The 19,581-nt window shown below is 61.0% G+C and carries 18 protein-coding genes and 1 pseudogene; 6 read left to right on the forward strand and 13 right to left on the reverse strand.

From position 1 onward, the window contains the following. The first annotated feature begins 2 nt into the window (after positions 1-2). The 3 genes from AB4N92_RS09750 to AB4N92_RS09760 all read left to right on the forward strand — a co-directional run bounded on the left by AB4N92_RS09750 (position 3) and on the right by AB4N92_RS09760 (position 2,089). On the forward strand, positions 3-728 hold the full coding sequence (locus AB4N92_RS09750) for an amino acid ABC transporter ATP-binding protein (RefSeq protein WP_042571451.1): 726 nt from the start codon (positions 3-5) through the stop codon (positions 726-728). Between the two features lie 79 nt (positions 729-807). Next, complete coding sequence (locus tag AB4N92_RS09755) at positions 808-1,425, forward strand: helix-turn-helix transcriptional regulator (RefSeq protein ID WP_010207061.1); 618 nt, start codon at positions 808-810, stop codon at positions 1,423-1,425. Between the two features lie 34 nt (positions 1,426-1,459). Then, positions 1,460-2,089 (forward strand): glutathione S-transferase N-terminal domain-containing protein, encoded by a 630-nt coding sequence (locus AB4N92_RS09760; protein WP_187517187.1) that lies wholly within the window; start codon positions 1,460-1,462, stop codon positions 2,087-2,089. Positions 2,090-2,183: 94 nt separating this feature from the next. On the opposite strand, the gene creD is transcribed toward AB4N92_RS09760, so the two are convergent. The 4 genes and pseudogenes from creD to rloA2 all read right to left on the reverse strand — a co-directional run bounded on the left by creD (position 2,184) and on the right by rloA2 (position 6,225). Next, a complete protein-coding gene (gene creD, locus AB4N92_RS09765) occupies positions 2,184-3,557 on the reverse strand; it encodes a cell envelope integrity protein CreD (RefSeq protein ID WP_010207064.1) in 1,374 nt (457 codons plus the stop codon). A 51-nt stretch (positions 3,558-3,608) separates the two neighbouring features. Then, positions 3,609-5,048, reverse strand: a complete 1,440-nt coding sequence (gene creC, locus AB4N92_RS09770) for a two-component system sensor histidine kinase CreC (RefSeq protein ID WP_236266818.1) — start codon at positions 5,046-5,048, stop codon at positions 3,609-3,611. Beyond that, a pseudogene (creB, locus tag AB4N92_RS09775) lies at positions 5,048-5,715 on the reverse strand (two-component system response regulator CreB). The gene creC and the pseudogene creB overlap by 1 nt, the downstream one beginning before the upstream one ends. A gap of 9 nt (positions 5,716-5,724) precedes the next feature. Next, entirely contained in the window at positions 5,725-6,225 is a 501-nt protein-coding gene (gene rloA2, locus AB4N92_RS09780; RefSeq protein ID WP_010207070.1) for a retropepsin-like aspartic peptidase RloA2, read from the reverse strand. 171 nt (positions 6,226-6,396) lie between these two features. Between rloA2 and AB4N92_RS09785 the strand changes: the two genes are divergently transcribed. Continuing rightward, entirely contained in the window at positions 6,397-7,284 is an 888-nt protein-coding gene (locus AB4N92_RS09785) for an acyltransferase (protein ID WP_236266817.1), read from the forward strand. Here the strand turns inward: AB4N92_RS09785 and AB4N92_RS09790 are convergent. After that, positions 7,281-7,853, reverse strand: a complete 573-nt coding sequence (locus tag AB4N92_RS09790; protein ID WP_010207073.1) for a DUF2780 domain-containing protein — start codon at positions 7,851-7,853, stop codon at positions 7,281-7,283. The genes AB4N92_RS09785 and AB4N92_RS09790 overlap by 4 nt on opposite strands. A gap of 136 nt (positions 7,854-7,989) precedes the next feature. Here AB4N92_RS09790 and AB4N92_RS09795 point away from each other — a divergent pair, with 136 nt between their 5' ends. Then, positions 7,990-8,448: an anti-sigma factor domain-containing protein gene (locus tag AB4N92_RS09795; RefSeq protein ID WP_413469066.1), complete on the forward strand. Its 459-nt coding sequence runs from the start codon at positions 7,990-7,992 to the stop codon at positions 8,446-8,448. Positions 8,449-8,523: 75 nt separating this feature from the next. Here the strand turns inward: AB4N92_RS09795 and fdhA are convergent, their stop codons facing one another. The 8 genes from fdhA to AB4N92_RS09835 all read right to left on the reverse strand — a co-directional run bounded on the left by fdhA (position 8,524) and on the right by AB4N92_RS09835 (position 18,381). Further along, complete coding sequence (gene fdhA / locus AB4N92_RS09800; RefSeq protein ID WP_010207077.1) at positions 8,524-9,723, reverse strand: formaldehyde dehydrogenase, glutathione-independent; 1,200 nt, start codon at positions 9,721-9,723, stop codon at positions 8,524-8,526. Between the two features lie 195 nt (positions 9,724-9,918). Beyond that, positions 9,919-10,776: a formyltetrahydrofolate deformylase gene (gene purU, locus AB4N92_RS09805; protein WP_005792124.1), complete on the reverse strand. Its 858-nt coding sequence runs from the start codon at positions 10,774-10,776 to the stop codon at positions 9,919-9,921. Between the two features lie 10 nt (positions 10,777-10,786). Next, positions 10,787-11,419, reverse strand: coding sequence for a sarcosine oxidase subunit gamma (locus AB4N92_RS09810; RefSeq protein WP_010207081.1), 633 nt, complete (start codon positions 11,417-11,419; stop codon positions 10,787-10,789). 123 nt (positions 11,420-11,542) lie between these two features. Beyond that, positions 11,543-14,560 carry a sarcosine oxidase subunit alpha gene (locus tag AB4N92_RS09815; protein ID WP_010207082.1) on the reverse strand — a complete coding sequence of 1,006 codons (3,018 nt, stop codon included), beginning with the start codon at positions 14,558-14,560 and terminating at the stop codon, positions 11,543-11,545. Then, the gene (locus tag AB4N92_RS09820) at positions 14,557-14,859 is read right to left on the reverse strand and encodes a sarcosine oxidase subunit delta (protein ID WP_010207083.1); all 303 of its coding nucleotides are present in this window, start codon (positions 14,857-14,859) and stop codon (positions 14,557-14,559) included. Before AB4N92_RS09820 ends, AB4N92_RS09815 begins: the two co-directional genes overlap by 4 nt. A gap of 15 nt (positions 14,860-14,874) precedes the next feature. Further along, complete coding sequence (locus AB4N92_RS09825; protein WP_010207084.1) at positions 14,875-16,125, reverse strand: sarcosine oxidase subunit beta; 1,251 nt, start codon at positions 16,123-16,125, stop codon at positions 14,875-14,877. Positions 16,126-16,147: 22 nt separating this feature from the next. After that, the gene (gene glyA / locus AB4N92_RS09830; RefSeq protein ID WP_236266815.1) at positions 16,148-17,401 is read right to left on the reverse strand and encodes a serine hydroxymethyltransferase; all 1,254 of its coding nucleotides are present in this window, start codon (positions 17,399-17,401) and stop codon (positions 16,148-16,150) included. Positions 17,402-17,652: 251 nt separating this feature from the next. After that, the gene (locus AB4N92_RS09835) at positions 17,653-18,381 is read right to left on the reverse strand and encodes a TraX family protein (protein ID WP_236266814.1); all 729 of its coding nucleotides are present in this window, start codon (positions 18,379-18,381) and stop codon (positions 17,653-17,655) included. Positions 18,382-18,471: 90 nt separating this feature from the next. Here AB4N92_RS09835 and AB4N92_RS09840 point away from each other — a divergent pair, with 90 nt between their 5' ends. Beyond that, entirely contained in the window at positions 18,472-19,512 is a 1,041-nt protein-coding gene (locus tag AB4N92_RS09840) for a threonine aldolase family protein (protein WP_010207092.1), read from the forward strand. The last annotated feature ends 69 nt before the right edge of the window (positions 19,513-19,581 follow it).

Consider the following 19,581-nt stretch of genomic DNA (forward strand, 5'->3'; position numbering starts at 1 on the left):
CCGTGGTGCAAATCAGTGGATTGAACAAATGGTATGGCAACTTCCAGGTACTTCACGCCATTGACCTCACCGTCAGCCAAGGTGAACGCATCGTCCTGTGCGGGCCATCCGGCTCAGGAAAATCGACCTTGATTCGCTGCATCAGCCGCCTTGAAGTCGCAGATAGCGGGGTTATCCGCGCCTTGGACGCCGACCTCGGAAAACCATCGCCAGCCCGACATAAAGCGCTGCGCGAGATTGGCATGGTGTTCCAGAACTTCAACCTGTTCCCTCACATGACGGTCCTGCAAAACTGCACACTGGCCCCGATGTCGGTTCGCCGTTTCTCACGCAAGCGTGCTGAAGCGCACGCACGGCACTTTCTGGACAAGGTCGGTATCGAAAACCAGGCGAACAAGTACCCCAGTCAACTTTCAGGCGGGCAGCAGCAGCGCGTGGCCATCGCCCGGGCGTTGTGCATGGAGCCAAAAATCATGCTGTTCGACGAACCCACCTCGGCACTCGATCCGGAAATGGTCAAGGAAGTGCTGGACGTCATCGTCACGTTGGCCGACACCGGCATGACAATGCTGTGCGTTACCCACGAAATGGGCTTCGCGCGCCAGGTTGCCGAGCGAGTGTTGTTCCTCGATGCGGGACGTATTGTCGAAGACCTGCCCCCGGAGCAATTCTTTACCGCCCCCAAGAGCGACAGGGCTCAAGCTTTCCTGGCGCAGATCCACCACTGAGGGCCGCGCCAACGCACCTGTCAAAGGTGTGGCCGACTCCGTACAATCGTTGCCTCCACCTACCTGTGCTTGGATCGCCATGGCCAGTATCGCCTTCATGAACGCAGCGGCAGACGGCATCGCTGCTCTGCTTTTCCCCGACCTGGAAGCGGTGGTTCACGATGTCCGCAGCGGCTTGATCGTGCACATCGCCAATGGTTTCTCCAAGCGCAAGGTCGGTGACGCATCGCTGATTTGTGACCTTCCGGACCTGGCCCCAGGGCTGGATGTCCTCGGGCCGTATGAGAAAGCCGGCCCCAACAACCGTACGCTACGTTCGATTTCTATCGTTGCCCGCTCGGAGAGCGGCGAAATCGTTGCACTCCTGTGCCTGAACTTCGATGTCACGGCGTTATCGCAGGTGCAAAAGCTACTGAGTGGTTTCGCTGTGGGCCTGCAGCCCCAGGCGCGCCCCGCCCCCTTGTTTAGCGCTGACTGGCGGGAAACACTCAACGACATCGTCGAAAAGATCTCCGTCGAACACTGCGTGCGGCGAGGTGATTTCGGGCGCACCGAAATCATGCTTGTCCTCATACAAGCGCGAGCCAATGGGCTGCTGGACATCCGCAACTTCGTCGATTATTTCGGCGAGTACTTCGAGATCTCCCGAGCGACGGTTTACAACTACTTGAAAGCCATCCCGCAAGAAAACAACTGAACACAGGCCCTACAGCCCTTTCCGAGGAATGCCCATGTCCGCTCCCAACATGACCTTGTTTCACAACCCCGCTTCACCGTTCGTTCGTAAGGTTCGCGTGCTGCTGGCTGAAACCGGCCAGCAGGGCCGCGTAGCCCTGCATGGCTGCATGCCGACCCCGGTCAACCCGGATGCGCAGGTGGTGCAAGGCAACCCCGTGGGCAAGATCCCGGCCCTGCGCCTGGCCGATGGCACGGTGTTGCACGACAGCCGGGTGATCCTCGATTACTTCGACCACCAGCACGTCGGCAACCCGCTGATCCCTCGCGACGGCTCAGCCCGCTGGCGCCGCCTGACCCTGGCTTCGATGGCCGACGGCATCATGGATGCCGCCGTATTGGTGCGCTACGAAACCGCCCTGCGTCCAGTCGAAAAACAGTGGGACCAGTGGCTCGACGAACAGCGCAAAAAGATCCGCCGCAGCCTGGCTGAATTAGAGACTGACGCGATTGCCGAGCTGACCAGCCACTTCGACATCGCCGCCATCAGCGTGGCCTGCGCCTTGGGTTACCTCGACTTCCGTCATCCGGATCTGCAATGGCGCGTGGATAATCCGCAGCTTGCCGCCTGGTACGCCGACGTCAGCCAGCGCCCTTCGATGCTGGAAACACAACCACCGGCTTGACTGGCTGTAACACGGTCCCCTATGGAGAGCGGGAACAGTTGGTTAATCCTTGCCACCAACCGCGCCTTGATCTGCTGATCCTCACGCAACCCGATCATTGCACCGCCTCCAGGTCAAATGCCAAAGGCTCGGCCGCCTTGCGCTTGCCCACGCCATACCAGTCCAACTTACGTGTCAGCACCATCACCGTGCCCAACAGTCCAAATAGCAGCAACGAGCCCATCAGCAACGCGTAATCCTCGGCACTCAACAGCCCGTACAACAAGCCATACAATGCTGCCAACCCCGCCGAGAAGCCCAGGCCGTGGATGATGCTGCGCAGCACATGGCACACATAGAAGCCAATCAACAACACACAGGCACTGGCAGAGATGAGGTAAGCCAGGGCGAAGCCTATGTGCTCGGACAACGACAGCAACAACAGGTAGAAAAACGCCAGCGCAAACCCCACCAACGCGTATTGGATCGGGTGCACCGCCAGACTCTTGAGCACCTCGAACAGGAAGAAGCCGGCAAAGGTCAGGGCAATGAACAGCAGTGCGTATTTGATCGCACGGTCGCTCTTGAGGTACTGGTCCACCGGGTCGATGAAGTTCACCCCGAAGCTGCGGTTGTTGAAATCATCACAGCCCTGTTTGTCCAGGCAGGTTTGCAGGGCTTGTTCGAGGTTGGTGGAGAAGAACGACGTCTGCCAGTTGGCGGTAAAACCCGTGTCGGTAATCTCGCGTTGTGCCGGCAGGAAGTTGCCAATGAAGCTGGGGTGTGGCCAGTTGGAAGCCAACGATACCTGGCTGGTCTTGCCCACCGGCACCACTTGCAGTTGCTCGGTGCCTTGCAGACGCAGGTCGAAAGCGAAGTCCACGACGTTGGGCTTTTTGCTGTCCTGCTCCGGCAGTGTCACGTGCACGCCTTCACCCAGCCAGTCCACCTGGGAGCCCGGTTCGAACTCCAGTTGTTGGCTGCCCAGCTCCAGTTTCAGCGCGTTTTCGATGCCGCGAATATCGCTGATGCCCACCGCCAGAAACGCCGGCTCAAAACGGTAATCGGCAAAGTTCTCAGCAATGCCCAACTGCGCAGGTAACTCGAAACGCCCGCTGATGCGGTTGTCGGCGTGGAACAACCGCGCCTGGTAAATGCCCCGTGCGCGCAGTTCGGTCTGCACCTTACCGTCGAGCTCAAATCGATCCGGCAGGAAATACAGACGACCGCGTTCTTCACGGGTGACTTCGTAACGTTTGTTGAGCTTTTCATTGAGCTTCCACTCGCGGACGGTCTTGCGATACGGCACCACCATCACCGGGCCGGTGAGGCGCTGGCTGTAGCTGGAACTGCGAGCAATGTCGTCCAGGACGTTATCGCGAGTGAACTGGCGATCGGCAATGATGCCGTTGATCATCAGCAACGGAATGAGCAATAACAGCATCAGCAGCGCAATCGCGCCAAGTTTGAAAAGCAGGCTGCGGTTCATGGGTCTCTCCCTGTTTTGATGGGAAGAGTCTGGGCAGCCTGTGTGGGGGATTTATGTGGGCAATGTGGAGACTGTGTGGAGATGCAGCACCACCAGCACGCCGCCGTCGACATTGCCGATCTGCAACGCGCCGCCGTGCAACTTCACAACCTCCTCGACAAAGTTGAGGCCCAGGCCGGTGCTTTTGCGCCCACTGGCCGGACGTGGCAGCGAGTAAAAGCGCTCACTCAGGCGTGGCAGGGCGTAGTCGGGAATCGGTGCGGCCTGGTTGAACAGGCATACTTGCACATCGTTGTGTCGCGTCTGCGCGCTGAACCTCAACAGGCCGCCAGGCGGCGTGAAGTCCAGGGCGTTCTCCAGCAGGTTGCCCAGGGCCTGACGCAACAGGAAGGGTTCACCGTACACCTTCACCTGCGCCGCAATCGACTGCTCGACCTGCAACCCGGCGCCTTCGATCCGCGCGCATTGGGCCTTGAGTACCTCATCGACCATGGCCGCCAACGAGATACTCGCCTGCTCTTCCAGGCCCTGGCGCTGTTCGACCTGCGCCAGGTTCAGCAGGCGTTCGATCAACTGCTGCAGCCGCGCACTTTCGCTGTCGATATTGCCGACGAAGCGCTGCTGTTGCTCGCGGCTCATATCACCCTGCAACAGCTCCGCCGCGCCGCGAATCGCGGCCAATGGGCTTTTCAGTTCGTGGGTCAGGGTGTGTACGTAATGTTCGACGTAGGCCTTGCCTTCCAACTGCGTGCGCATGTGCTCCACGGCGGAGGACAGTTGCTTGAGTTCACCCCCGCGGTAATGGGGCAACTCGGCACGCCGCCCCTCGCTGACGGCCTCGGCGTAGGCGGTCAGCCGGCGCAGCGCAACGCTCAGCCACCACGACAGCAGCGCACCCAGCAGCAGGCCCAGAATCACCAAGCCCGCGCCGTACCACAGCAGGCGGCGCTCGGTGCGGTCCACATACGGTTGCAATGAACTGTTCGGCTTGGCCACGGTGACCACGCCGATGATCTGGCCATTGTCACGGATCGGCGCGCCCACGTGCATCACCGACGAAGTCGGGTCATCCAGCTCGCTACGGGTGGAACGCGCACCGTATTCACCGCGCAGGGTCAGGTACACGTCATTCCATTTGGAATAGTCTTGCCCCACCGCCTCGCCCGTGGAGTCGAGCAGCACGGTGCCCTTGGCATCAGTCACGTAGATGCGGTGGTTGACCTGATTCTTCGGCAACCCCCAAATGGTCGCCCCCGGCTGACGGTTGCCGTAGGCCTTGAGCAGTTCCGGCCAGTGGCTTTGGCCGAGGGTGCCGTTCTTCACGTCATTACGCACGATCTCGGCCAGCAGGTTGGCGGTGTCTACCAGGGTTTCTTCGGTGGATTGACGCACACCGGGACGGATTTCCTTCATGACCGTGCTGAGCACAAAGTAGCCGGTCAGGCCGATGAACAGCGCATACACCAGGAAGATCCGCAGCCCCAGGCGCATCAGCTGTTGCCCGGGCTGTAGCTGTAGCCGAGGCCGCGATGGGTCTGGATCGGCTCGGCATCGGCGGCCACGCTGCGCAACTTGCTGCGCAGGCTTTTGATGTGGCTATCGATATTGCGCTCGTAGCCGGCATCCGCCGCCACACCGACGGCATCCAGCAATTGCTCGCGACTGAACACACGCTCGGGTTGTTCCAGCAGGCTTTGCAGCAGGCGGAACTCATGGCGCGTCAGGCTCAAGGGCTGGCCGCGATATGCAATTTGCATGCGCTCCAGATCAACCTGAAACACTGCCGGCGCAGCACCTGGGCCAATGCGTTTAAGGATCGCCCGGACCCGCGCCGTCACTTCCCGTGGGCTGAAGGGCTTGACCACATAATCGTCGGCGCCGATCTCCAGCCCCACCACGCGGTCGATCTCGCCATCCCGCGCACTGAGGAACATCACCGGCACTTCACTGAACCTGCGCAATTGCTTGCAGGTTTCAAAACCCGTGATATCGGGCAGGCCGATGTCGAGGATGATCAGGTCGGCGGGCGTCTGGCGCTGATGCTCAAGCGCCGCCTGACCGAGGGTCAGCCAGGTGGTGGTGAAGCCCTCCCTTGCAGGGCGAAGATCAGCGTGTCGGCTATCGCCGCTTCGTCTTCGACAATCAGGATATGCGGCATGGTGGTCCGTCAGCAGTCCGGTTTGTCGGCAGTGTAACGACGCGCCGGGTTCACCGCTGCACCGAATTCACGCAAGGCCTTGGCGCCGATCAGCAGCGGGTAGTTAAAGCTGCTGCGGTCGGTGAGGTTGACCTCGACGGTGCGCTTGACGTTACCCAGGCACATTTCCAGGTCGATCACCGGGCGTTTGGCCACGGAGGCTTCATCCTTGTCGTCGTCTTCGTCGGCGCGGCTTTTGATCTTGCTGATGCGCGACACCTTGTGTTCGTAGACTTTGTTGGAAGCATCCTTGCCGCCAAGGCGGAAGCGCACCCAGTCGTCGCCGTCACGGGTAAAGGTCTCGATGTCACGGGCCGACAGCGAAGCCGTCAGCGCACCGGTGTCCATCTTGGCCTTGAAGGTTTCACCGATCTCCGGCAACTGGATGTATTCGTAGCGACCGTAGAGGGTCGGTTCGGCGGCCATGACAGGCAGGGCAGCCAGGGCGAGAGAGGCAAGGAGCAGTTTCACGAAGTGATTTCCTCGGAAAGAAGTAGGCGGATTCTAGACCGCAAAAGCCGTCTTTAGTTAGCGTTCAACCCTAGCAGGCACATTGTGAAACATTCGTCCGACGCTTTGTGATTTGGCCTCTAGACTCAGCTTGCTTATCATGGCCCGCCCACCAGATCCCAAGAGTTGCTTATGCGCCGCCTGCTCACCGGCTGTTTTGTTTCACTGCTGCTATTGCTCAATACGCTGATTCTGATCGGCCCGTTGATGGTGTTCGCGCTGCTCAAGCTGGCGGCGCCGGGCCGCTTGCGTGACTACATGTCGTGGGCGGTGATGTGGATCGCCGAGACCTGGGCCGAGATCGACAAGCTGATCTTCTCGCTGTGCATCCCAACCCGGTGGGACATTCGCGGCGGTGAAGACCTGCGCAGCGATACGTCCTACCTGGTGATCAGCAATCACCAATCCTGGGTGGATATCCCGGCGCTGATCCAGGCCCTCAACCGCCGCACACCGTTCTTCAAATTCTTCCTGAAAAAAGAGCTGATCTGGGTGCCCTTCCTCGGCCTGGCCTGGTGGGCACTGGATTACCCCTTCATGAAGCGCTACACCAAGGCCTTCTTGACCAAGCACCCGGAACTTGCGGGGCAGGACTTGAAGATCACCAAGGAAGCCTGTGAGCTGTTCAAGCGCCAGCCGGTGACGGTGGTCAATTACCTGGAAGGCACGCGGTTCAACGAGACCAAGCGCAAGCAGCAGGATTCACCCTTTACCCGCTTGCTCAAGCCCAAGGCGGGCGGCGTGGCGTTCGTGCTGGCAGCGATGGGTGAACAGCTGGATGCCGTGCTCGACGTGACCGTGGTCTATCCGCAGCAGCAGATTCCAGGGTTCTGGGATTTGATCAGTGGCGCGGTGCCAGAGGTGATCATTGATATCCGCACCCGTGAGCTGGATCCGGCGTTGTGGCAAGGGGATTACGAGAATGATCCGGCGTTTCGCCAGACCGTCCAGAGCTGGGTGAACCAGCTCTGGACGGAGAAGGACGCACGCATCGAGCAACTGCGCGCAGAGCGTTCTTAACTGCCGGTGCCCCAGGCCTGGGCCAGCTTGCCCAGCACCGAGCTGCTGGCGCCCTGGCCGCCCAGGTATTGCAGGATCACCGGGGCAAATTGGCCAATCATGCCACTGTCCATGCCCAAAGCGCTGAAGGCAGTGTTCAGGTCGTTGGTGTTCTTCACGTTGCCCAAAAGGCCGTCCAGGCCGCTGGTCTTGCTGCCACCGGTCTGGCCGAGCATCCCGCTCAAGGCCCCGAGGCTGCCCAATGCGTTGTTGCCCGACAATTGGTCGAGGCCCGGCACGCTATTGCCCAGTTGCGAATAATCGTTACCGCTCAGCTTGTTCTTGGCCAGGCCCAGCATCGCGCCCGTGCCGCCGACGGCTTGTTCAGGGGTGATGTTCAGTTGTGAGGTCAGTGCGCTCAACAAGCCAGCCGTCTCGGACGACGGTGCGGCAGCTGCGGCCTTGTTGTTGCCACCCTGCATGCCGGAAATGGCATTGGCCGCGTCACCAAGGCTGAAGCCTGCGGCAAACACCGGGCCGGCTGCCAGGGTCATCAGGCAGGAAAGGGCGAAACCGCGTGAAATCTTCATCGAAACAACCTCTGGGTATAGGGGTGAAAGCAGGCGTTTGACTGGGCATCCGGCACATTGTTCCGGGTCGGTCGAGGAACCCAATCGGCATACCAGGGTCCATGAAATGACTTCAAGACTTGCCAGGAACAGCCTTATGAGTGCCAGCCGCCCCCCAGTAATTGAACAAAAAACCCTATTCTGGAGCCGCCCGCGCGTGTTCATCGGCGTCTGCGTGGCCATCGTCGCCGGGCTCGGCGGTGCGCTTTATACCCAGGACAGCGTCAAATCCGCCGCGACCCTGGTGACCACCACCCAGCAGCCGGCAGCGCAGATCATGGCGCACAAGGATTACCTCGAAGTCGACCCCATTGCCACGGCGGCACCTGAACCCGACCGCAGCCTGGAACTGTGGGCCATGCCAGAAGGCAGCGCGCCGGTTTCCCTGGGGCTGTTACCGGAGGATGGCAAGGGCATCATTGGATTGAACCCGCGCCAGCAGGCCAGCATTCGCAAGCCGGTGGAATTGATGGTGAGTTCGGAAACTAAGGGTGGGTCGTTGAGCAAGCAGCCCACCGGCCCGACGGTGTACCAAGGCGCACTGGCCTACCGCTGATACTTCAAATACCACAAAACCCTGCGGGAGAGCGCTTGCCCCCCTCCCACAGGTGGATCTTCGATAGCCTGGGGTTTATGCCGCGCTGAACAACTTATGCGGATCGATCACAAATTTCTTCGGCACACCCGCATCAAACTCGCCATACCCACGTGGCGCGTCATCCAGGCTGATCACCTGCACGCCGACGATCTCGGCAATGTTGATACGGTCCCACATGATCGCCTGCATCAGCTGGCGGTTGTACTTCATCACTGGCGTCTGCCCAGTGTGGAAGCTGTGGGATTTGGCCCAGCCCAGGCCGAAACGAATGCTCAGGCTGCCCATTTTCGCGGCGGCATCGACAGCACCTGGATCTTCGGTGACGTACAAGCCAGGGATACCGATCTTGCCGGCCACGCGCACCACGCCCATCAATGAATTGAGCACGGTGGCCGGTGCTTCGGCCTTGACGCCGTCGTGGCCGTGGCCGCGGGCTTCAAAACCTACGCAGTCGACGGCGCAGTCCACTTCCGGCTCGCCGAGCAACGCGGCGATCTGTTCGTGCAGCGGGGTATCGGTGGACAAGTCGACCACTTCAAAGCCCTGCCCCTTGGCGTGCGCCAGGCGGATAGAGTTGACGTCGCCGATGATCACCACCGCTGCGCCCAACAGGCGGGCTGAAGCCGCAGCGGCCAAGCCCACAGGGCCGGCACCGGCAATGTAAACGGTGCTGCCTGGGCCCACGCCCGCTGTGACGGCGCCGTGGTAGCCCGTCGGGAGAATGTCGGACAGGCACGTCAGGTCGCGGATTTTCTCCATGGCCTTGTCGCGGTCCGGCAGTTTCAGCAGGTTGAAGTCGGCATAGGGCACCAGCACGTATTCGGCCTGGCCGCCGGTCCAGTCGCCCATGTCGACATAGCCGTAGGCGCCGCCGGCACGCGCCGGGTTGACGGTCAGGCACACGCCGGTGTGTTGTTCTTTGCAGGAGCGGCAGCGGCCGCAGGCTACGTTGAATGGTACGGAAACCAGGTCGCCGATTTTCAGGTTCTCGACGTCGCTGCCCTTCTCGATCACTTCACCGGTAATTTCATGACCGAGCACCAGGCCGGTCTGGGCAGTGGTGCGGCCGCGCACCATGTGTTGGTCGGAGCCGCAGATGTTGGTGGAAACCACGCGCAGGATGACGCCGTGCTCAATCTTCCTGCCACGGGGGTCCTGCATTTTGGGATAGTCGATTTTCTGTACTTCGACCTTGCCGCTGCCGAGATACACGACACCACGATTACCAGACATGCTTTCACCTCGCTGTTGTTTTTATGGAACTGCGTTGCCTCTTTGGTTGGGCAGCGCGTTTAAGTGCTCGGGTACAGATGCTGTTTTTGGTTGTTAGTAAGGACCTCATCGCGGGCAAGCCCGCTCCCACATTTGATCGGGTTCCAACCTTGAAATGCGGTCGAATGTGGGAGCTGGCGTGCCTGCGATAGCGATCTAAAGAACGACCGTGCGATTGGCGTTGAGAAACACCCTTCGCTCAATGTGATACCCCACCGCCCGGGCCAGTGTCAGCCCTTCAATATCCCGTCCCTTGGCAATCAAATCCTCGGGATAGTGGCTGTGATCCACCACTTCCACGCCCTGGGCAATGATCGGGCCTTCGTCCAGGTCGTTGTTGATGTAATGCGCCGTGGCGCCGACCAATTTCACACCCTTGTTGTACGCCTGGTGATACGGCTTGGCGCCTTTGAACCCCGGCAGCAACGAGTGATGAATGTTGATGGCCTTGCCATCCAGCTTGCGGCACAGCTCCGGCGACAACACTTGCATGTAGCGCGCAAGGATCACCAGTTCCGCGCCGGTGTCTTCCACCACCTGCCACACTTGACGCTCCTGGGACGGTTTGTCGTTGGGGTCGAGGGGGAAATGGTAGTAGGGAATCTGGTGCCAGTCGGCCAAAGGTTTGAGATCGGGGTGGTTGGACACCACCGCCACCACGTCCATCGACAGTTGGCCGATGCGCTGGCGGTACAGCAGGTCGTTCAGGCAGTGATCGGCCTTGGAGACCATGATCACCACTTTTGGCCGGTAGTTCGGCGCCGTCAGCTCGAAGATCATGCCGAAGGCTTCACCCCGGGTGGCCAGGCCATCACGAAAGGCCTGCTCGTCAAAACCGTCGGGCTGGCGGAACTCCACGCGGATGAAGAACCGGCCCGACAGCCGGTCATCGAACGAGTGGTGCTCAGTAACGTAGCAACCCTGCTCGAACAGGTAGCGGGTGACCGCGTCCACCGTGCCGAGCACGCTGGGGCAGTCGGCGGTCAAAATCCATGTATCGGGTGCGCGGCTCATGGGGTATTCCTCAGGCTTGGACGCTCAGGCCAAATTCGGCAGATGCATCCTGCAACCACAACCACCAGTAATCCGAGAAGCTGCGACGGATCAGCAGTTCCCAGGTGTCTTCAGCCGTGTGGCGGATCACCAGTTGCGACTTGGCGAACACCGTGCCCACCGCCTTGCCCACCGGGAAGTTGTTGGGGTGCACGTCGTAGCTGGTGGACTTCATCAGCACGTCACGCACGTTCGGGCCGCTGAGTTCAAGAATCTGCTGGCCGCCGCTGACGTTGACGATCTGGATATGCAAATCACCCAGGGCGGCACGCAGGTTTTGCTCGGCGGCAAATTCTTCACCGCTTGGCACGATCAGCAGCCACTCATCCGGGCCGAGCCATTGCAGGCTGGTTTCGCCTTTGACGATGACTTGCAGGGCCCCTGGAAGCTCAATGCCGAGAGCTTTGTGCACGCCGGCGGCGAAGGCTGCATCGTGGCCATCACCGCGAAGGGTCAGGTGGCCCAGAAGCTTTTTCTCGCGCACGGTCACACCGGCGTTCTTGCGACCTTTGCCGACCAGGCTGGCGAGGTCGGCATGGTGCAGCGACGACTCGGCCTTGGCGCCGGTGGTGGGGCGTTGTTGGTATACGTTGGCTGCTGTCATAAAGCACCTGTTCTGAATGCTGTGGTGATTGTTCTGGCCTCATCGGGGGCAAGCCCCCTCCCACATTTGCAACGCATTGCGCTGTGGGAGCTGGCTTGCCTGCGATGCAGGCGACTCGGTGCATCAGATGTTCTGGCGATCGCCTTTCGGGTCGAAGAACACCGAAGACACAATCTCCGCCTCGATCACGCTGCCATCCGCTTGCGGTGAGAACACCCGCTCGCCAATGCGCTTCAAGCCGCCCTTCACCACTGCCATCGCGAACGAATAACCGAGGGAGTTGTGGGCATAACTTGAGGTGACGTGACCCACCATCTTCATCGGAATCGACTGCTTCGGATCAAACACCAGCTGCGCGCCTTCTGGCAGCCACACGGTCGGGTCGATCGGTTTCAGGCCCACCAGTTGCTTACGCTCTTCACGCACGCAGTCTTCACGGTTCATGCCGCGCCAGCCGATCCACGAGAACGGCTTGGTACGACCGACGCACCAGCCCATGTTCAGGTCGTCCGGGGTCATCGAGCCGTCGGTGTCCTGGCCGACGATGATGAAGCCCTTCTCGGCCCGCAGTACGTGCATGGTTTCGGTGCCGTACGGGGTCAGGTTGTACTTTTTGCCGGCCTCGACGATTTTTTCCAGTACGCCCATGGCGTAGTCAGCCTGCACGTTGACTTCGTACGACAGCTCACCGGTAAACGAGATCCGGAATACGCGAGCCGGAACACCGCCGACCAAACCTTCTTTCCAGGTCATGAACGGGAAGCCGTCCTTGTCCAGGTCGATATCCGTCACTTCCGCCAGCAGCTTGCGGCTGTTGGGGCCGGACAGGGTCATGGTGGCCCAGTGGTCGGTGACCGAAGTGAAGTACACCTTGAGGTCTGGCCATTCGGTCTGCTGGTAGATTTCCAGCCACTGCAGCACACGGGCGGCGCCGCCGGTGGTGGTGGTCATCAGGAAGTGGTTGTCGGCGAGGCAGGCAGTGACGCCGTCGTCGAAGACCATGCCGTCTTCCTTGCACATCAGGCCGTAGCGCGCCTTGCCCACGTCGAGCTTGGTCCAGGCGTTGGTGTAGATGCGGTTGAGGAACTCACGCGCATCCGGGCCTTGAATGTCGATCTTGCCGAGGGTCGACGCGTCCAGCAGGCCGACGCTGTCGCGCACAGCCAGGCATTCACGCTTCACCGCGGCGTGCAGGTCTTCACCGTTGCGTGGGAAGTACCAAGGGCGTTTCCACTGGCCGACATCTTCAAACTCGGCGCCGTTCTTCACGTGCCAGGCGTGCAGCGCGGTGTAGCGCACCGGCTCGAAGATGTGCCCACAGTGCCGGCCCGCCACTGCGCCAAACGTAACCGGCGTGTAGTTCGGGCGGAACATGGTGGTGCCCATCTGCGGGATGGTCACGTTCAGCGAGCGCGCGGCAATGGCCAGGCCGTTGACGTTGCCCAGCTTGCCCTGGTCGGTGCCGAAGCCCAGCGCGGTGTAGCGTTTGACGTGCTCGACCGACTCGAACCCTTCGCGGGTCGCCAGTTCGATGGCGGCAGCGGTCACGTCGTTTTGCAGGTCGACAAATTGCTTCGGTGCCCGTGCCGTCGGCTTGTCATGCGGCACTTGGTACACCGCCAGCGTCGGTTCTTCCAGCCGGCTCAAGGCCTTTGGCAGGGTGCCTTCCACCGGGGCAAAACCGGCTTCGCTGGCCGCGCGCACGCCGCCTTCAAAACCATCCGCCAGCGAATCGCCAAGGCCATAAACGCCGTTGATACCGCCGACACACACGCGTTTCTGCGGTGCTTCGCCCGGCACGAAACCGAGAATGTCTTCACGCCAGATCGGCTTGCCGCCCAGGTGCGAAGCCAGGTGGACTACCGGGCTGTAGCCGCCGGAGCTGGCGACCAGGTCACAGTCCAGCCATTCGCCGGGGCTGGTGACTTTATGCGCTTTCACATCGATCGCGGCCACGCGGGCGGCGGTGACGTGCTTGCTGCCACGGGCTTCGATCACGGCGCTGCCGGTGAGGATACGAATGCCTTTGGCGCGGGCTTCTTCAACCAGTGCGCCACGTGGGTTGTGGCGCACATCGGCGACGGCCACCACTTGCAAGCCTGCATCGAGCCAGTCGAGCGCTACGCGGTAGGCGTGATCGTTGTTGGTGGACAACACCAGTTTCTTGCCCGGTGCCACGCCGTAGCGGCGCACGTAAGTGGACACCGCGCCAGCCAGCATGTTGCCCGGCACGTCATTGTTGCCGTAGACGAGTGGACGCTCGCACGCACCGGTCGCCAACACCACGCGCTTGGCGCGCACACGGTGGATACGCTGACGCACCACGCCAATCGGCGCACGGTCACCAAGGTGATCGGTGAGGCGCTCGTGAATAGTCAGGAAGTTATGGTCGTGGTAGCCGTTGACGGTGGCGCGAGGCAGCAGCACCACGTCCGGCAGGGCTTTCAGTTCGGCAATGACACTGGCAACCCATTCAGCCGCCGGCTTGCCGTCGAGGCTTTCACGCGAGTCCAGCAGCGAACCGCCGAACTCTTCCTGCTCATCGGCGAGGATCACACGGGCACCGCTGCGCGCAGCGGCAAGTGCAGCCGCCAAACCGGCAGGGCCTGCGCCCACCACCAGCACGTCGCAATGACGGTTGAAGTTGTCATAGGTGTCCGGATCGTTCTCGGTCGGCGAGCGGCCCAGGCCAGCGGCCTTGCGGATGTACTTCTCGTAGGTCATCCAGAACGATTGCGGGTACATGAAGGTTTTGTAGTAGAAGCCCGGCGGCATCAGCTTGCCGCCAACCTTGCCGAGAATGCCCATCACGTCATTGTTGACGTTCGGCCAGCCATTGGTGCTGGTGGCGACCAAGCCCTGGTACAGCGCCTGTTGCGTAGCGCGCACGTTAGGGATTTGCGTGGCTTCGGTGGCGCCGATCTGCAGCACCGCGTTCGGCTCTTCAGCGCCTGCCGCGAAGATGCCGCGAGGACGCGAGTACTTGAAGCTGCGGCCGATGATGTCGACGCCGTTGGCCAGCAAGGCTGCGGCCAGTGTGTCGCCCTCAAAGCCTTTGTAGCTCTGGCCGTTGAAGGTAAACGTCAGGACTTTATTACGGTCGATCCGGCCACCGTTGGACAGGCGATTGGTCTGGCTCATACCTTCTCTCCAGAGGCCTTGGCGGTGAATTGTGGCTTCTCACCGATCTTGTAGGTTTCAAGAATTTCGTAGGTCAGGGTGTCGCGGGTCGCGTTGAAGTACTGACGGCAACCCGCCGCGTGGATCCACAGTTCGTGGTGCAGGCCACGGGGGTTGTCGCGGAAGAACATGTAGTCGCCCCACTCTTCATCGGTGCAGGCGTTCGGGTCCAGCGGGCGCGGGATGTGCGCTTGGCCGGACGCGTGGAATTCCTCTTCGGAGCGCAGTTCGCCACAGTGAGGACAGAAGATATGCAACATAGGGAATTTCTCCTGTTAGTGGGCGACGGCCGCAGCGCCGTGTTCGTCGATCAACGCACCGTTGTGGAAACGGTCGATGGAAAAAGGCGCGGCCAGCGGGTGCATTTCACCCTTGGCGAGGCTGGCGGCAAACACGTTGCCTGAGCCCGGTGTGGCCTTGAAGCCACCGGTGCCCCAACCGCAGTTGAAGAACATGTTCGGCACCGGCGTCTTGGAGATGATCGGGCAAGCGTCGGGCGTGGTGTCGACGATGCCGCCCCACTGACGGTTCATGCGCACGCGCGACAGCACGGGGAACATCTCGACGATGGCCTGGATGGTGTGCTCGATCACCGGGTACGAACCACGCTGGCCGTAGCCGTTGTAGCCGTCGATACCGGCACCGATCACCAGGTCGCCTTTGTCGGACTGGCTGATGTAGCCGTGCACGGCGTTGGACATGATCACGCTGTCGATAATCGGCTTGATCGGCTCCGACACCAGGGCTTGCAGCGGGTGGGATTCGATCGGCAGGCGGAACCCGGCGAGCGAAGCCATGTGCCCGGAGTTACCGGCAGTGACCACACCGACGCGCTTGGCGCCGATAAAGCCCTTGTTGGTTTCCACACCGATGCACACGCCGTTTTCCTTGCGGAAACCGATCACTTCGGTCTGCTGGATCAGGTCCACGCCGAGTGCGTCGGCGGCACGCGCAAAGCCCCAGGCCACGGCATCGTGACGGGCCACGCCGCCACGACGTTGCACAGTGGCGCCGAGGACCGGGTAGCGGGTGTTCTTGGAGCAGTCGAGGTACGGAATCTCGTCGGCCACTTGCTTGGCGTTGAGCAGTTCGCCGTCCACACCGTTGAGGCGGTTGGCGCTGACGCGGCGCTCGGAATCACGGATGTCCTGCAGGGTGTGGCACAGGTTGTAGACGCCGCGCTGGGAGAACATCACGTTGTAGTTCAGGTCCTGAGACAGGCCTTCCCACAGTTTCATCGCGTGTTCGTACAGGTGGGCCGACTCGTCCCACAGGTAGTTGGAACGCACGATGGTGGTGTTGCGCGCGGTGTTACCGCCGCCCAGCCAGCCTTTCTCGACCACGGCCACGTTGGTGATGCCGTGCTCCTTGGCCAGGTAGTAGGCGGTCGCCAGACCATGCCCGCCGCCGCCGACGATGACCACGTCGTAGACCTTCTTAGGGGTCGGCGTGCGCCACATCTTCTGCCAGTTTTCGTGGTGGCTGAGTGAGTGCTTGAAGAGGCCGAAGCCCGAGTAGCGTTGCATAGTCATTACTCCAAAACCGCGCTCAGCGATAAACCGGGAAATCAGCGCACAGGGCAGACACGTGCTTGGCCACGTTGGCCTCGACATCGGCGTCGCCGAGGTTGTCGAGGATGTCGCAGATCCAGCCGGCCAGTTCGATGCACTGCGGCACTTTGAAACCACGCGTGGTCACCGCCGGGGTGCCGATACGCAGGCCCGAGGTCACGAACGGCGACTGCGGGTCATTCGGCACGGCGTTCTTGTTGACGGTGATGTGGGCGCGGCCCAGGGCGGCGTCCGCCTCTTTGCCGGTGAGGCCCTGGCGAATCAGGCTGACCAGGAACAGGTGGTTGTCGGTGCCGCCGGATACCACATCGTAGCCGCGCTTGATAAACACATCGGCCATGGCCTGGGCGTTATCGATCACTTGCTGCTGATAGGCCTTGAAGCCTGGCTCCAGCGCTTCCTTGAAGCACACGGCCTTGCCGGCGATGACGTGCATCAGCGGGCCGCCCTGGGCGCCGGGGAATACCGCGGCGTTGAGTTTCTTTTCGATTTCTTCGTTGGACTTGGCCAGGATCAGACCGCCCCGTGGACCGCGCAGGGTCTTGTGGGTGGTGGTGGTGACCACATCCGCATACGGCAGCGGGTTCGGGTACAGGCCGGCGGCAACCAGGCCAGCGACGTGGGCCATGTCAACGAACAGCAGTGCGCCCACCTTGTCGGCAATCTGACGGAAACGTGGGAAATCCAGCGTCTTGGAGTAGGCAGAGAAACCGGCCACCACCATTTTCGGCTTATGCTCGACGGCCAGGCGCTCGACTTCGTCGTAGTCGATCAGGCCGGTGTCGGTGTTGATGCCGTATTGCACGGCGTTGTACAGCTTGCCCGAAGACGACACTTTGGCGCCGTGGGTCAGGTGACCGCCGTGCGCCAGACTCATGCCGAGGATGGTGTCGCCGGCTTGCAGCAGGGCCAGGTACACCGCGCTGTTGGCGGACGAACCAGAGTGCGGCTGCACGTTGGCGTAATCGGCGCCGAACAGTTGCTTGGCGCGTTCAATGGCCAGGGCTTCAACTTTGTCCACGTGCTCGCAGCCACCGTAGTAGCGCTTGCCCGGATAACCTTCCGCGTATTTGTTGGTGAGGCCGCTGCCTTGGGCTTCCATCACGCGTTTGCTGGTGTAGTTCTCTGACGCGATCAGCTCGATATGATCTTCTTGACGCTGCTCCTCGGCATTCATGGCCGCCAGCAGTGCGTCGTCATATCCCCGGATCTGGTCTTGTTTGCTGAACATCGCGTCTCTCCCAGCCTTTCGTATTGTTGAGGCCCGTTCAGGGGCCCTTTGATGCGATGGTAGGGCTGACGCCTCTAGATCAAATGCCTACGGACGCCACGCAAAGGTGCGTTTACGACATGGCGTGAACAACACCGAAACAAATGTGGGAATGGGCTTGTGTGGGAGCTGGCTTGCCTGCGATGCAGACACCTCGGTCTATAAGCAGAACCGAGGTGATGCCATCGCAGGCAAGCCAGCTCCCACAAGGGTTAAGCGATGATCTTGCGAACGAGCAGCAGCAGAAGGAAATGCAGGGGGTAGAGGGCGTAAGCCCAACGGCGCATGGCCGGCGGCGTGACATCTTTGGCATGTCGCAACAGGACTAATCCCGCCAACGGCGCGATCAGGCATGCGGCCAATCCCGACAACGCGACAGGCGTGCCGCTATTAAGCAGAATCTGCCATTGATTGGCGGCCACACACACCAACCCCGGCAACACGCTGAAATACCAGGGACGACGGAACACCAGCAGCATCGCCAGCGGCAGTAATACACCAAACAAACCGAACATCAGCTGCGTGGAAAACACGGCGGCGATCGTGACGGCAATCAGCGCCAATACGCGATCAAAAAGCGCCTTCTGCTGCCATCCTCGGGCAACCAGCAGGCCCAGTGCCAAGGTCGGCAAGACGTTCAACGTATCGGCATCCTCGATAAACAGCCGATAGGGCACTTCGCTGATCAGGCTGAACACCAACAGCCAGCCCAGGTAGCGCCATTGGCGTGTCACGGGTGCGTGCCTGACCCGATGCAGATTCGCCGCAATCGCCAGGCAAAACCACGGGAACGCCAAGCGTCCCGGCACATACAGGCCGTCCAGGCTCAGCCCGACATAGCGCAGGTGGTCGAGCACCATGCTCAACAGCGCCAGCCACTTGAGCAGATCCAAAGCGCCATCACGGACATGTCCGACAGGCAGGGTTCCAGTACCGTGCATAATTCCCCAGTGACTTTGCATTTACAGTGCGTGCGCACCCGCGACAATCTTGGTTACAGTGCGCACCAACATCGACCACAGGAATGGGCCATGACCGACAAGAGCCAACAATTCGCCAGTGACAACTATTCGGGCATTTGCCCGGAAGCCTGGGCCGCCATGGAACAAGCCAACCAGGGCCATCAGCGCGCCTACGGCGATGATGAATGGACCCACCGTGCCGCCGACGGTTTCCGCAACCTGTTCGAAACCGACTGCGAAGTGTTCTTCGCCTTCAACGGCACCGCCGCCAACTCCCTGGCGCTGTCCTCGTTGTGCCAGAGTTACCATAGCGTGATTTGCTCGGAAACCGCCCACGTCGAAACCGACGAATGCGGCGCACCGGAGTTTTTCTCCAACGGTTCCAAGCTGCTCACCGCGCGCACCGAAAACGGCAAGCTGACCCCGGAATCGATCCGCGAGATCGCCCTCAAGCGCCAGGATATTCACTACCCCAAGCCGCGCGTGGTCACCCTGACACAGGCCACCGAAGTCGGCAGCGTGTATACCCCGGATGAAATCCGCGCCATCAGCGCCACCTGCAAAGAGTTGGGCCTGAACCTGCACATGGACGGCGCACGCTTCTCCAACGCCTGCGCATTCCTTGGCTGCTCACCGGCGGACCTGACCTGGAAGGCCGGCGTGGACGTGCTGTGCTTTGGCGGCACCAAAAACGGCATGGCCGTGGGCGAAGCGATCCTGTTCTTCAACCATAAGCTGGCCGAAGACTTCGACTACCGCTGCAAACAGGCCGGCCAGTTGGCGTCGAAAATGCGCTTCCTCTCCGCCCCGTGGGTGGGCCTGCTGGAAAACGATGCCTGGCTCAAGCATGCACGCCACGCTAACCACTGTGCACAACTGCTAAGCAGCCTGGTGGCCGACATTCCCGGCGTGGAACTGATGTTCCCGGTGCAAGCCAATGGCGTGTTCCTGCAGCTCTCGGAACCGGCGATTGCGGCGTTGACCGCCAAGGGCTGGCGCTTCTACACGTTCATCGGCAAAGGCGGCGCACGCTTCATGTGTGCGTGGGATACCGAGGAAGAACGTGTAAGAGAATTGGCGGCGGATATTCGGAAAGTAATGGAAGCCTGAAACGACGGGCCCTTCAGGGCGTTTTCAGAGACTGTTTGTAGGTATTTCTGACAGTATCTATCTACCCCC

The organism is Pseudomonas sp. S3_A09, assembly GCF_054668065.1.